We start from the raw sequence: 13,335 nt of genomic DNA, 5'->3' as shown, positions 1-13,335 counted from the left end.
GTCACTGATTAGTAGATGGAAACTCTTTTAAATATCGTTATTTATTTACCGCTGTTAGGCATTCCGCTGATTTTACTGATCAGGAATGAAACCTCCCGTAAGTGGATTGCCCTGTTAGTGACAGTCCTTACTTTTGTGGCTTCATTGCCATTAATGTTAAGTTTTGACGTGGCTGCTTCGGGAACTCCTCAGTTCTTGACTGAGGGCGGGCGACTGATGGAAACTCTGGATATTAAATACCTGGTAGGATTAGATGGATTGAGTCTGCTCTTATTTATGCTGACTACTTTCATGGGGCCAATCGTAATTCTTTCTTCATGGAATTCAGTTAAAAAGCACCTGGCCGGGTACCTGAGCATGTTATTATTGCTTCAAACGGCTTCACTCGGTGTTTTTGCTTCTCTCGACCTGATGGTATTCTACGTTTTCTTCGAGCTTTCACTCATTCCCATGTACTTTCTGATTGGAATCTGGGGTGGAGCCGGAAGAATACAAGCCACGGTTAAGTTTTTTATCTATACGCTGGTTGGTTCATTGATCATGTTGGTTGGGTTGATTTACCTGGGTTACGATGCCGGTGCTGCAATGGGAGGCGGAACCACCTTTACTACCGACTGGAGATTTCTGTCCGGTGATATGTACACCATTGGTCTGGTTGAGCAGACGTATTTATTCCTGGCCTTTGCATTGGCGTTTTGTATTAAAGTACCGCTGTTTCCTTTCCATACCTGGTTACCATATGCACACACCGAGGCACCAACAGCAGGATCAGTTGTGCTTGCTGCCATTATGCTTAAGATGGGTACTTATGGATTGATCCGCGTTTGTCTGCCGATTTTCCCGAATGCTTTTATGGAATTTGCCCCATGGATGGCTACCCTTGCCGTGATCGGAATCATTTATGGTGCACTGGTGGCCATGGTTCAGAAAGATGTGAAGAAATTGGTGGCCTACTCATCGGTTAGTCACTTAGGTTTTGTTGTATTGGGAATTTTTGCTCTGAACACTGTTGCTGTTCAGGGAGCCATCATTCAGATGATTAATCACGGACTTTCAACCGGCGCGCTCTTCCTTATTGTTGGGATGATATATGATCGCCGACACACCCGAATGATTAAAGATTTCGGAGGCATCGCGAAGAAGGTTCCGGTATTTACCGTAATGTTTATGATTGCAACGCTGGCATCCATCGGGCTTCCGGGACTGAATGGATTTGTAGGTGAATTTTTGATACTGAACGGCTCGTTTTTCTCTGAGCTCTATAACAATAAAGTATTTGCAATACTGGCTGCAACCGGTGTGATTTTAGCGGCCGTTTACATGTTATGGATGTTCCAGCGCGTGATGTTTGGCCCAATCACCAATGAAGAAAATGAGAAATTAGTAGATCTGAATGGTCGTGAAATCGGGCTTTTGGTTCCTTTAGTTATTTTCATGTTTTGGATTGGAATCCACCCTGTTGATTTCACAAAATATTCAGAAGCTCAGGTTGAGGAATTAATTGAAGCATCTCAGGAAAAAAGTATGGCTGTAATAGAGCAGTCCAAACTTGATGAAGACCTTCCTGACTGGACTGCAAGATTCTATGACGTAGATCAAGTTGAATCACAAATGGCATCCAAGTAAAATGGCACAACCACTTTCAGAACAGGACATTCGCGAAGCTCTGAATTCCTTAGAAGGGTGGGAGTTTGGCGATGACGTTATAAAAAAAGAATTTTCATTTAAAGACTTCAGCGAAGCACTCGGATTTATTGTCCGTGTTGGAGTAGAAGCTGAAAAACAGGTACATCATCCGCAACTATTTAATGTGTATAACACAGTAAATATCAGTTTGAATACACATGATGCGGGTGATAAGGTCACACAGAAAGATGTGGATCTTGCCAAAGCAATTGAAAGCGTTTTATAAAATTAGCGAATGGATTATTTAGGCGACATACAAGCTTTTCTACCCGGTGTAATTACTGCTGTAGCCGGTTTAGTAGTAATCGTGGTTGAATCACTCAAAAAAGACAGCCCGTTAAATTTCTGGATTACCTCACTTTCCCTGATTGCTGCACTCATTGTAAGTGTGCAATCATTAGGCACCAACCTGGATACGGCTTTTTCCGGGATGTTGGTTTACGGTGGACCGGTAGCATTCGGGAATATGGTTATTCTCACCGGTGCTGTGTTTTGTGTTTTCATTAGTGAAGACTACCTGAGAGGCATCGGACATTACTACGGTGAAATTTATGCACTGATGTTATTTGCTACATCCGGTATGCTTGCCCTTGCCGGTTCCAACGACCTGATTACGCTATTTGTAGGCCTGGAAACCATGTCTATTTGTTTATATGTGATGGCCGGTTTGATTAAAGACGAAAAAGCCGGAGCCGAATCAGCTCTGAAGTATTTCTTACTCGGTGCCTTCTCAACAGGGTTCCTTTTATATGGAATGGCTCTACTCTATGGAGCTACCGGTACAACAAACATTCCTGAAATAGGCGCAGCTGCAAGTACCGATTTATTATTCCTTGCCGGAACCGGACTTCTTTTAGTAGGATTTTTATTCAAAGTGTCAGCGGTGCCATTCCATATGTGGACTCCCGATGTTTATCAGGGAACGCCAACTACTTTAACAGCTTACATGGCTACGGCCTCTAAAGCGGGTACGTTTGTAGCTTTTATTTTGGTGCTTGCAAGAGCACTTCCGATTATGGAAGGATTGGACTGGCAATCGGTGCTCAGCCTTATCGCAATTGTAACTATGATATTTGGTAACATCATTGCCCTTGTGCAGGATAATGTAAAACGCATGCTTGCCTATTCAAGTGTGGCACATGCCGGTTATGCACTGGTTGGCTTAGCTGCCGGCACATTTGAGGGGTACAGCGCCGTGCTCTTTTACCTGTTCGCCTATACCCTGATGAATGTGGGAGCTTTTGGAGTGATTGCTTATTACGAGCGCAACAAAGGCCTTGATTTCAACCAGGTTCAAAACCTTGCCGGATTGGGCTACAAAGAACCAATGATGGGAATTTCTCTTTCCGTATTCCTATTCTCTCTGGCCGGTATTCCACCACTGGTGGGTTTTGTAGGAAAGTATTATGTATTTGCTGCAGCTATTAATGCCGAGATGGTTGGGTTAGCAATTGTAGGTGTGTTGGCCAGTGCAGCCAGTGTGTATTATTATCTTCGCGTTATGGTTTACTTGTACTTCCGTGAAGAACATCAGCCAGTTGAGCTATTCAAGCCCACACTGCTTTATAAGGGAACCATCGCTATTCTCGCTATTTTGACACTTTATTATGGAGTGGAGCCGCTGCTGCCTACCGGCGGGTTAATGGATCTGCTGAACACTTTCGGTGGCTATTCGACACCTGCCATTTCAGTCGCTCCCTGATAATCAGTCGCTTTTCATTCAGTAACTAACCCCACCCGCCAAGCTGATGTACTGACACATCGGGCCGGTGGAGCTAATCGAACTGTGTTAATTTATCTGCGAGAGATTTGTGCATAATCGAAAATTGTAATACATTTTGTAAAACAATTAATATAATGTCATGAGATCAGTTCGTTTGCCGGAAGATTTAGAGAAAGAGCTGGAGATGTTGGCCGATCAAAAAAATGTATCCCGCTCCAATATTATAAAAGAAGCCTTGGTGGAGTATATGGCAAAAGAGAAGAAATATAACAAACCCTATGAAGCGGGCGCAGCCTACTTTGGAAAGCATGGGAGCGGTGAAGCAAACCGATCCGTAACCTATAAATCCCGCATAAAAGATAAGATCCGTGATAAGCACAATGATTGATGCGGGTCCTGTAATTGCTCTGTTTGATCGCGATGATCAGCATCATTCCAGAGTATTGGAATTTATGAGAGATTTCAGGGGGAGGCTGATTTCTACGTGGCCGGTTTTAACGGAAGTATCCTACATGCTCGATTTTAACAAAGAAACACAGTTGAACTTTTTGGATTGGGTAGCGGAAGGAGGTATCGAAGTTGTAAACCTTGAACAGTGGCAGCTCATAAAAGTAAGAGAAGTGATGGAGAGGTATGCTGATTTACAAGCAGATTTCGCGGATGCATCCCTGATTGTTACAGCTGAGGCTCGCGACCTTGAATCAATTATTACACTGGACAGTGATTTTGAAGTATATAAATTGAGTAACGGCCAATACCTGTCAAACCTATTGGATCAGTAAAATAAACCTTTTTGAGAGGTTGGAATAGACAACAAAAAAAGCGTATCTTAAGAGTCTTCTGTTGCTCGGCAAAGTGCCAGAGCGACTGCTTTCACCTTAGGAAGCAACCAAAGAAAAACATATCAAAATGAGCAAAAACTATTACGAGTTTACCTATATCATAAATCCTGTTCTCGAAGAGGATAAGTTCAAAGAAACCGTCGATAAAGTTACCAATCTGATCGAAAAGAACGGCGGAGAAATTGATGAAGTAGATGAGTGGGGCTTACGTCAGTTCGCATACAACATCGATAAAAAAGGCAGTGGTTATTATGTGAATATGTATTTCACAGCACCCGCTGAAGCTATTGCCAGCGTTGAACGTCAATTAAGAATCGATGATGACATTCTTCGATACCTGACGCTGAAATATGACGCCAAAATGCTACGTCACCGTGAACTTCAAAAGAAAAATGAAGTGCCGGATATCTTCGCGATTGAAGATGAAGACGAATCGGAAGAAGACGACGATTAATTAAAGAGAACCCACACCTAAAGATTTTGAATTATGATTAAGAATCCATCACATCCAAAGAAAGGTCAACGTAAGGTAAAACAGTGCAAATTTACACGTGCCGGAGTTGAGTACATTGATTACAAAGACGTAGATACTCTCCAGCGTTTTACTAACGACCAGGGTAAAATTCTCCCTCGTCGTGTTACCGGTACCAGTGCAAAGCACCAGCGACAGTTAACAACGGCCGTGAAAAGAGCCCGATTTTTAGCTCTTATGCCATACGTAGCTGAAAACCTTAGATAAAATTTTAAGTTGACAGAATTATGAAAATCATACTTAGAGAAGACGTAGAAAAATTAGGACAGTCCGGCGAAGTTGTTGATGTAAAAGACGGCTACGGACGTAATTACCTGATTCCTCAAGGAAAAGCCGTTATGGCAACCAAAGGAGCGATTCAGGAACTTGAAAGACTGAAGAAGGAAGCAGCTCGTCAGGCTGAGTTTACCGTTAAGGAAGCTAAAGAACTGGCTAAGCAGCTGGAAGTAACTTCACTTACTATCCCTGTAACAACCGGTGAAGAAGACAAAATTCACGGAACCGTAACCAATGCTGACATTGCAGCGGCTCTGGAAGAGCGTGAAATTCTTGTTGACAAGAAAGACATCTCGCTTGATCAGGACGTGAAAGCACTTGGTGAATACACAGCCACTGTAAACCTTGTTGGAGATCTAAATCCACAGGTTAAGTTCTGGGTTGTTAAAGACGAGTGATAACTTACTGACTCGATTTCGACACACTAATTTCGGATAAATTGAGTTAGCATTCGTAAGATAAACGGTTGCGCAGTCATCCAAGAACAAACGCATTTATTACAAGGAAACGTAGTGATGCCGGAATTGATTGAACATACAGATTGCAGATAATAACCGTGACGGCTAACTCAAAGAAATTAGGTTTAATGAAATCAACTCAAACACTATTAATGGGGATCATCATCATGATGTTATCCCCATTTTTTATTCATGCCCAAATTCCTGACCCTGTTAAATTCAGCGTTTCGGAAGCCCCGGAAGAAGTGCTGGCCGGTGAAGTTTTTGAGATAAAAATTGATGCCTCTATCGAAGGTGACTGGCACCTATATTCTATTCTAAACGACAAAGACGCCGGCCCTTTCCCAACGGAGTTTTCGGCTAAGTCCACCAATTTCGTAATCACCGGTGATGTAGTAGAGTCAAAGGCCGATATTGAGTTCGACCCCAACTTTGAGGCTGAATTAGGCTGGCACAGTAGTTTCGCCAGTTTTACCGTTCCCGTTGCTATCAAAACCAATCAGACAGGATCACAAAACCTGGATATCGAAGTTTTTTACCAGGTATGTGACGACCGGGTCTGTCTTCCGCCCAAATCAAAATCGATTATTGCGGGAGTAACGGTAACCGGGATTTCAGAAAGTCCTGTTGAACAAGCTGTTTATAAAGAAGAGTCAGGTTCATCCGGGAGTGAAATTAAAGAGTCTTCGTTGGGTGGAGACGGGATTTTCTCCTTTATTTGGGTGGCTATTCTGGCCGGGTTTGCAGCCTTGCTTACGCCGTGTGTCTTTCCAATGATTCCATTGACGGTTTCATATTTCTCTAAACAGGAAGGTTCAGGTAAGGGAATTGGAGGTGCTGTTTTATTCGGGATTGCAATAGTCATCACTTTCACGATTCTGGGTGTTTTGCTTGCGGCTATTTTTGGAGTATCCGGTGCGCAGAATTTTGCTTCCAACCCATGGGTGAACCTGTTTATTGCTTTTGTGCTGGTCGCTTTTGCCTTCAGTTTGCTGGGGATGTATGAACTCCGGCTGCCTCATCAGTTAACAAACTGGCTGAACCGGCAAAGTAATGAGAGCTCCGGCATTGCCGGGATATTATTTATGGCACTAACTATCAGTGCCGTTTCATTTTCATGTACTGCACCCTTTGTGGGCGGTGTGTTTGCTGCCACTACCGGCGGAGAGTGGTTTTATCCCATCATTGGGATGATTGGGTTTTCAGCCGCATTTGCCAGTCCTTTTGTGATCCTGGCCATTTTCCCCAAATGGATGGAATCGTTACCCAAAAGCGGTTCATGGATGAATATTGTGAAAGTACTCCTGGGTTTTATAGAACTTGCAGCGGCTTTTAAATTCCTTTCTAATGTAGATTTGGTTTGGGAATGGGGAGTCGTTTCCCGCCCGCTGACCATCGCCGCGTGGATTGCCATTTTCTTACTCACTGGCTTATACCTGTTGGGCACATATTCGCTAAAGCATGAGCAAAAGCCCGAAAGTATTTCTACCGGAAGAATGCTGCTTTCGATTCCTTTTCTGCTGTTCAGTTTCTACTTAATTCCGGGACTGTTGGGTTCTTCACTGGGCATCTGGGATGCATTCCTTCCACCAAAACAAGCTACGGATGTAAGTTTAGTGGCATCAATCGGAACAACTCCGGGCACGGGAGCAGCTACCAGTGCCGATGAAGGCTGGTCAAAAGATTATGAAGCCTCCCGGGAGGCAGCCAAAGAAGAAGGGATACCCATCTTTATCGACTTCACGGGATATACCTGTACTAATTGCCGCGCTATGGAATCAAATATTTTTCCGCTGGATGAGGTTGTACAGCGCTTCGATCAGATGGAGCTGGTTAAACTATACACCGATGGCGGTCCGGACGGGCCAGAAAATCAGATGTTCCAGTTTGAGCTGACCGGAAACGTAGCCCTTCCAACTTACGCTATTGTTGATCCTGAATCGGGGCGGGTAATTACCCAAAGTTTAGGGTACAGCAAGAAAGATGAGTTTGTGGCATTTCTGGATCGTGGACTTCAGGCATTTAATAATCGCTGATTGTTGACCCTTTCCACGGAAAGCTTTAGCCTTAATCACACCCAAATAAATGTAGATTCCCCTGGCTGCCCCTGCGACCCAAACATTCGTTCACTATCTGGCCTGCACACTGTTGTTGTGCTTCGCAAGTTTGGGTTCCGTACAGGCACAAAATCCCATCGATAAGCAAAAATTACTGCAACCCTTTGACCCGGATTCCTCCTATTTTTTAGGAGAATGGGTGATTCCATCAAGCATAAATATCACTGGCGATGGAATGGAGCTTAGCTCAGAAAAATGGACTTTCGATGAACAATCAGGATTGCTTTCTTTTCCGGAAAATGATCTTCCCGATTACAGGCAGGTAGTAGTTCGCTATCAGGAATATCCTTTTACTATTTCCAGAACCTATCAACCCAGAAAACCGATAGAACTGGATAGTAAGTTATTTGCTGATCCGGATTCTCTGGATGAAGAAATTGCAAGCCGGCAACAACAACCCGCTTTAGCCGAATCCAATCTAAGGCAATCGGGAAGCTTGAGCAGAGGCATTATTGTAGGTTCCAATCAGGATTTTGCGCTCGAGAGCGGATTGAATTTTGAACTCAGCGGAGCCCTGACCGAGAATATAAACATCAACGCCTCTTTAACCGATCAAAGCATTCCCATTCAGCCCGATGGTACCACGCAAAACCTCCGGGAATTTGATAAGGTGTTTATTCAGGTGGAAGCCCCGAACACAACAGTGGAAATGGGGGATGTGGACATCAGCCTGGAACAAAGTACGTTTGCCCGACTCAACAGAAGGCTTCAGGGAGCCACCGGATATGTGAATTCGGACTATGGCGATTATAGCGGTGCGGCTTCGGTGGTGAGGGGTACTTATAAATCCATGAGTTTTTCAGGACAAGATGGGTTTCAGGGACCTTATCGGCTAACCGGCCGTAACGATCAGGAGTTTGTGATTATCCTTGCCGGAACCGAGCGGGTTTATGTAAACGGACAACAGGTGCAGCGGGGAGCAGAGCATGACTATATTATCGACTATGGCTTAGGGGAAGTCACCTTCACCAACAACCTGCTTATCAAAGATGAAACCCGAATTGTGATTGAGTATGAGTATGTAGATCAGGATTTCAACCGAACGATGGTAGCTGCAGAAGGTGGCGGGAGTTTTTTAGATGGGAGAATGAGCATCGGGGCATCGGTTATTCGCCAGGCAGATGGTGATGACCTGTTGTCTCAACAAGTGCTCACCCAAAATGATATTGAATTACTTCAGGATGTTGGAGATGACCTTGATGACGCGGTAGTAAGTGGAGCTCGAGTTGCTACCGAAGAAGAACGGGATCGGTTCGTTATGTATGTAGAGGTGGATACTGTTTTGGATGGACAAAGCTACACGATCTATCAAAATCAGCCCGGCTCGGAGGATGCAATTTACAGAGTACAGTTTACCAATGTAGGAGAAGGAGAGGGCAGCTACCGCCGGGTGAGCAGTCAGGTTAATGGCTTATTATATGAATGGGTTGGCCCCGGGCTTGGCAGTTATGAACCTTTTCGCCAGCTTCCGGCTCCCCAAAAACAACAAATGGCGGCTATTTATGGGAGCTTCAATATCAGCGATAACATTCAGTTATTCGGGGAATGGGCGGCCAGTGATTTTGATGCAAACCGTTTTTCCTCTCTTGATGACGCCAAAAATACTGATATGGCTTATGAATCCGGTTTGAGGATTTCGGAAGCAAATTCAGCTATTGGCAAAATTAATGCCTCCGTGAGCAGAAGATATTCAGGCAGGAGATTTCAGTTTTTTGAACGCACCCGTGACGTTGAGTTTGACCGCAAATGGAATATCACCCGAACCGGAGAAAGTAAGGAAGTGATCAATCAGGCGAGTTTGAGTGTGAGTCCAACGGGGCAAACAACAATTGGGGGTGAGCTGGGAATTGTTGAAAGGGATCGGTTTTATGGGATTCGTCAGGCTTCCGCTATCTCAAGTTCGGAAGAAGGAATATTGGATTTGATTTACAATCAGGATTGGGTGCAAAGTGAAGATGAAGTTTTGAATCAGAATGGTAACTGGTTCAGGCAAAACGGGTCAGTAAGTAAAGGATTTGATGCTGGTTCAACCCTTATTACTCCTTACGTATCCTTTGAACAAGAGAACAGGGAACAACGTACCCCCCAAACAGATTCACTCACTCAACTTTCCCGGAACTTCTACGATGTGGGGCCGGGATTACGGGTGACATTTTCAGATCTGGAACTGGATGCATCTGTAGCATATCGCGAAGAGGAGGGCGTGCTTGATAACCGGCTGCAGGATGAAGCCAGAGCCATTGAGCAGCGATACCGGGTAAGCTACCGGCCCGGCAGTAATTTTGGGACTACCAACGAAGTGCGCCTGAGGGATAAACAGTTTACCGACGCTTTTGAAGCAGAAGGTGGGAGAAACCGGCAGGGTTTACTTATTAAATCGGTTACAAACTATTCAACCAATAATGAGTTGCTGGATGGGGAGTTTTTCTACGAGGCTAACACTCAGCGGCGTGCTTTATTACAGGAAACCTATATCGAAGTAGGTCCTGAAATTGGGCAGTATGTATGGGATGATCTGAACGGAGACGGCACTCAACAGGTGGATGAGTTTTTCCTGGAAGTGAGCCCTAATGAAGGAACGTTCATTCGCCAGTTTTTACCCTCCGATGAGTTGTTGCCGGTCATAGACTTGAATGCCCGGTTGCTTAATACTATTCAGCCTTTAGTCTTTTTGGAGGAAGGAAGCTGGCTTCGTGAAATCAGGTTAAGATCGAGAATAGACATTACCGAAAATTCTACAACCCGTGATTTGGCCGATGTTTATTTGCTGAAGCTGAGCTCGTTCCGAAATGACTCCAACACCGTGCAGGGCAGGCTGCTTTGGGAAAAAGAATTAAATCTATTGAATGGAGTGAATCGAGCCGACCTGCGCCTGGGATATTCACAAAACCGGAGCCTGAATCAGAGAAGTACCGAGTCGATTGAAAGCTACATGGACTTGACATACCTGAATACGGCATTAGATATTACCGATCGCATTCGGATTTCCCTTGATGCTTTGGGAAGTACAAACCGAAGCGAAAGCAGCCGGCTTCAAAACAGGAATTATGATATCAGAACGCTTTCTCTCAAACCGGGGGTAAACGGGACCATCAATCGATCATGGAACGCAGGACTGGAGATTTCTTATGCCCGAAAAGAAGATCGGTTTCCAATCGAAAATGTGACGGCAGATCTGCTCAAGATTTCTACAACCCACCGGACTTTTTTATGGAGGAAACTACAATCTAATATCAGGTTGGAATTACGAAATACGACAGTGAATGGAAGCTCATCATCCTACGGAAACTATGAGCTGACGGAGGGAACCGGGGAGGGGGCAAATCTGATATGGTCGCTCAATAGTACATACCGTGCAAGTAATTTAATTCGAATAAGTTTTAATTATGACGGGAGAACCGTCTCAGACCGTGCTGCCATACATACTATAAAATTAGTTATGAGTGCAACTTTTTGATAAAACTCCTTAAAAATCTGTAAGTTAAAGGAGTGAATCGGAAAGTGGGTAACATTACGTAAAAATGACTTTTTATGACGGATGTTACTTTGACATTTAGTATAAAATGAACTATTCTTTCGCTTCATTAATCTTAGCCTTTAACAATTAAACTATTAGTGGAGTAGACATGATATCGTCGATTGCTCTTTTTCTCTTACAAGCCCCTGCTGACGAAGGGTTTTTTAATGTTGTAGTAGCAAAATTTAACGAAGGTAATGAAGGTGGATGGATGTGGCCTGTATTGGTTACATTGATCCTCGGTCTCGCCATTTTTCTTGAGCGGATCATTACTCTCAACCTTGCTGACATCAACACACGTAAATTTATCGTTAACGTACAAGAAGCTCTTCAAGACGGTGGTATCGAAGCTGCTGAAGAACTTTGTGCACAAACCCGAGGTCCTGTAGCGTCAGTTTTTCAAGCTGGTTTAATGCGTTCTCACGAAGGTATTGAAGCCGCCGAAAAAGCAATTTCAGCCTACGGCTCTATTGAAATGAGCTTCCTCGAGCGCGGCCTTGTATGGTTATCACTTTTCATTGCAATTGCTCCGCTATTCGGATTCCTTGGTACCGTAGTAGGTATGATTGAGGCTTTCGATGATATTGAAGCTGCTGCTGATATTTCACCAAGTATTGTTGCCGGTGGTATTAAGACAGCTCTTTTGACAACCGCCGGAGGTTTGATTGCGGGTATTATTCTTCAAATTGGATACAACTATTGCGTGTCTAAAATTGACCGACTGATTGCAGAAATGGAAGAAAGTTCAATCACCCTGATTGACTCCATTATTATGCTGAATGAAGGAAAAGATTTAGTTCCTCCATCTACCAGCGACACTGACGCATAATTAGAATCCAAACAATAAAAAGGATATAGATATGGTTGCAATTAGTGTCGGACTTGCTCTCGGGTTAATCGTTCTCGGCGTGGTCACTATGGCCGGTGCCGGAGTACGAAGCCTGGTAATGGGCAAGCAGGACTACAAAAAGATTGGAATGATGGCCATCCCATTTGTTGTCTTCGGAATTGCATATGCAATATCCGGCGAGTTTTCTGATGCCGGAGTGATGACAGCAGCTCTAATGATGCTTGGTATGGTTGCAGCGATAGTCCTTACCGGACTTCGCGGAACATTTAAGTTTTAGTAGGAACGCAATATGCTACTTAAAAAAAGAAAAAGAGAAAGTGCGGAGATCAATGGATCTTCCATGGCCGATATCGCCTTTCTCTTGCTGATCTTCTTTCTGGTAACAACAACGATTAACGTTGATACCGGAATCGGGTTGGTGCTACCTCCACCATTAGAAGATGATGTGGAACCACCACCCATTAAAGAAAGAAACCTGATGAACATTCTTGTAAATCAGGAAGGACGAATTGTGATGGATGAAGAATTCTATCAGCTTGGTGAAGTAAAAGCCCGGTTGATTGAGTTCATTAAGAATCCAACACAAGATCCGAATCTGGCAGAGACTCCCGATTTGGCGATTGTTTCTATCAGAACCCAACGCGAAACTCCTTACCGCATTTATGTTGATATGTTAGATGAGGTAATGGGCGCTTACAAGGATCTCAGAGACGAAGCTTCAAGGGCAAACTATGGTGTGCCGTATGGAGCACTCACAGAAGACAGTCCTCAGCAAGAGCAGGTAAAGGATATGTATCCGAAGAAAATCTCAATAGCAGAACCTAACGAATAATCTATCATGGCTCATTTTAAAAAGAAAAATGCAGGCAGTAAGCAGGAAGTGCCAACTTCCGCCATGCCGGATGTTGTATTTATGTTACTCTTCTTCTTTATGGTAACCACCGTATTGAGAGAAGTAACATTAAAGGTTCGCGTTAACCTCACCCAGGCCGAAAACATTGAAAAGATTGAGCAAAAGCGACTTCTTTCTTATGTATACATCGGACCGGAACGACTTCCGGGTAATAAACTTGGTGAAGATAAGGTTCAGATTGATGATGCTATCGTTGAAGATATTGGCGGAATAAGAACGCTGATGTACGACAAGCTTCGCGAACAGCCTAAATTGATTGTGTCTTTACGTGTGGATGAGAACTCCGAGTTCGGACTTCTCACCGACGTTCAGGAAGAATTGAAGCAGGCCAGCACGTTTCGTATAAACTACTCTACACGTCGCGAACCTTAATTATATTTTTTAAAGATTAAGGCAGCTGTACCCAATGGTGCAGGTGCCT

The 13,335-nt window shown here is 44.0% G+C and carries 14 protein-coding genes; all 14 read left to right on the top strand.

Going from position 1 to position 13,335, the window contains the following annotated elements:
- Nucleotides 1-15 precede the first annotated feature (15 nt).
- Nucleotides 16-1,626, top strand: coding sequence for a complex I subunit 4 family protein (locus NM125_RS11350; protein WP_255135046.1), 1,611 nt, complete (start codon nucleotides 16-18; stop codon nucleotides 1,624-1,626).
- Between the two features lies 1 nt (nucleotide 1,627).
- Complete coding sequence (locus tag NM125_RS11345; protein ID WP_255135045.1) at nucleotides 1,628-1,912, top strand: 4a-hydroxytetrahydrobiopterin dehydratase; 285 nt, start codon at nucleotides 1,628-1,630, stop codon at nucleotides 1,910-1,912.
- 9 nt (nucleotides 1,913-1,921) lie between these two features.
- Nucleotides 1,922-3,388 (top strand): NADH-quinone oxidoreductase subunit N, encoded by a 1,467-nt coding sequence (locus tag NM125_RS11340; protein WP_255135044.1) that lies wholly within the window; start codon nucleotides 1,922-1,924, stop codon nucleotides 3,386-3,388.
- A 160-nt stretch (nucleotides 3,389-3,548) separates the two neighbouring features.
- The gene (locus NM125_RS11335; RefSeq protein ID WP_255135043.1) at nucleotides 3,549-3,797 is read left to right on the top strand and encodes a CopG family ribbon-helix-helix protein; all 249 of its coding nucleotides are present in this window, start codon (nucleotides 3,549-3,551) and stop codon (nucleotides 3,795-3,797) included.
- Nucleotides 3,790-4,191 (top strand): type II toxin-antitoxin system VapC family toxin, encoded by a 402-nt coding sequence (locus NM125_RS11330; protein WP_255135042.1) that lies wholly within the window; start codon nucleotides 3,790-3,792, stop codon nucleotides 4,189-4,191. Before NM125_RS11335 ends, NM125_RS11330 begins: the two co-directional genes overlap by 8 nt.
- A gap of 127 nt (nucleotides 4,192-4,318) precedes the next feature.
- A complete protein-coding gene (gene rpsF / locus NM125_RS11325) occupies nucleotides 4,319-4,705 on the top strand; it encodes a 30S ribosomal protein S6 (RefSeq protein ID WP_255135041.1) in 387 nt (128 codons plus the stop codon).
- Between the two features lie 33 nt (nucleotides 4,706-4,738).
- Nucleotides 4,739-4,990 carry a 30S ribosomal protein S18 gene (gene rpsR / locus NM125_RS11320; protein ID WP_255135040.1) on the top strand — a complete coding sequence of 84 codons (252 nt, stop codon included), beginning with the start codon at nucleotides 4,739-4,741 and terminating at the stop codon, nucleotides 4,988-4,990.
- Between the two features lie 20 nt (nucleotides 4,991-5,010).
- On the top strand, nucleotides 5,011-5,457 hold the full coding sequence (gene rplI, locus NM125_RS11315) for a 50S ribosomal protein L9 (protein ID WP_255135039.1): 447 nt from the start codon (nucleotides 5,011-5,013) through the stop codon (nucleotides 5,455-5,457).
- 188 nt (nucleotides 5,458-5,645) lie between these two features.
- On the top strand, nucleotides 5,646-7,553 hold the full coding sequence (locus NM125_RS11310) for a protein-disulfide reductase DsbD family protein (protein ID WP_255135038.1): 1,908 nt from the start codon (nucleotides 5,646-5,648) through the stop codon (nucleotides 7,551-7,553).
- A gap of 130 nt (nucleotides 7,554-7,683) precedes the next feature.
- Nucleotides 7,684-11,091, top strand: coding sequence for a DUF8818 domain-containing protein (locus NM125_RS11305; RefSeq protein WP_255135037.1), 3,408 nt, complete (start codon nucleotides 7,684-7,686; stop codon nucleotides 11,089-11,091).
- 169 nt (nucleotides 11,092-11,260) lie between these two features.
- Nucleotides 11,261-11,980: a MotA/TolQ/ExbB proton channel family protein gene (locus NM125_RS11300; protein WP_255135036.1), complete on the top strand. Its 720-nt coding sequence runs from the start codon at nucleotides 11,261-11,263 to the stop codon at nucleotides 11,978-11,980.
- Nucleotides 11,981-12,011: 31 nt separating this feature from the next.
- Complete coding sequence (locus NM125_RS11295; RefSeq protein ID WP_255135035.1) at nucleotides 12,012-12,278, top strand: hypothetical protein; 267 nt, start codon at nucleotides 12,012-12,014, stop codon at nucleotides 12,276-12,278.
- A 12-nt stretch (nucleotides 12,279-12,290) separates the two neighbouring features.
- Nucleotides 12,291-12,833 (top strand): ExbD/TolR family protein, encoded by a 543-nt coding sequence (locus tag NM125_RS11290; RefSeq protein WP_255135034.1) that lies wholly within the window; start codon nucleotides 12,291-12,293, stop codon nucleotides 12,831-12,833.
- A gap of 6 nt (nucleotides 12,834-12,839) precedes the next feature.
- Nucleotides 12,840-13,286: an ExbD/TolR family protein gene (locus tag NM125_RS11285; RefSeq protein ID WP_255135033.1), complete on the top strand. Its 447-nt coding sequence runs from the start codon at nucleotides 12,840-12,842 to the stop codon at nucleotides 13,284-13,286.
- Nucleotides 13,287-13,335 lie beyond the last annotated feature (49 nt).

Origin of the sequence: Gracilimonas sediminicola, assembly GCF_024320785.1 — a bacterium.
Lineage (GTDB): Bacteria > Bacteroidota > Rhodothermia > Balneolales > Balneolaceae > Gracilimonas > Gracilimonas sediminicola.
This window is presented reverse-complemented; position numbering and strand designations above follow the sequence as displayed.

Coding starts and splice junctions, on each gene's coding strand:
- rplI (WP_255135039.1), top strand. CDS start 5,011: ATGAAAATCATACTTAGAGAAGACGTAGAAAAATTAGGACAGTCCGGC.
- rpsR (WP_255135040.1), top strand. CDS start 4,739: ATGATTAAGAATCCATCACATCCAAAGAAAGGTCAACGTAAGGTAAAA.
- NM125_RS11340 (WP_255135044.1), top strand. CDS start 1,922: ATGGATTATTTAGGCGACATACAAGCTTTTCTACCCGGTGTAATTACT.
- NM125_RS11345 (WP_255135045.1), top strand. CDS start 1,628: ATGGCACAACCACTTTCAGAACAGGACATTCGCGAAGCTCTGAATTCC.
- NM125_RS11300 (WP_255135036.1), top strand. CDS start 11,261: ATGATATCGTCGATTGCTCTTTTTCTCTTACAAGCCCCTGCTGACGAA.
- NM125_RS11285 (WP_255135033.1), top strand. CDS start 12,840: ATGGCTCATTTTAAAAAGAAAAATGCAGGCAGTAAGCAGGAAGTGCCA.
- NM125_RS11330 (WP_255135042.1), top strand. CDS start 3,790: ATGATTGATGCGGGTCCTGTAATTGCTCTGTTTGATCGCGATGATCAG.
- NM125_RS11350 (WP_255135046.1), top strand. CDS start 16: ATGGAAACTCTTTTAAATATCGTTATTTATTTACCGCTGTTAGGCATT.
- NM125_RS11335 (WP_255135043.1), top strand. CDS start 3,549: ATGAGATCAGTTCGTTTGCCGGAAGATTTAGAGAAAGAGCTGGAGATG.
- NM125_RS11295 (WP_255135035.1), top strand. CDS start 12,012: ATGGTTGCAATTAGTGTCGGACTTGCTCTCGGGTTAATCGTTCTCGGC.
- rpsF (WP_255135041.1), top strand. CDS start 4,319: ATGAGCAAAAACTATTACGAGTTTACCTATATCATAAATCCTGTTCTC.
- NM125_RS11290 (WP_255135034.1), top strand. CDS start 12,291: ATGCTACTTAAAAAAAGAAAAAGAGAAAGTGCGGAGATCAATGGATCT.
- NM125_RS11310 (WP_255135038.1), top strand. CDS start 5,646: ATGAAATCAACTCAAACACTATTAATGGGGATCATCATCATGATGTTA.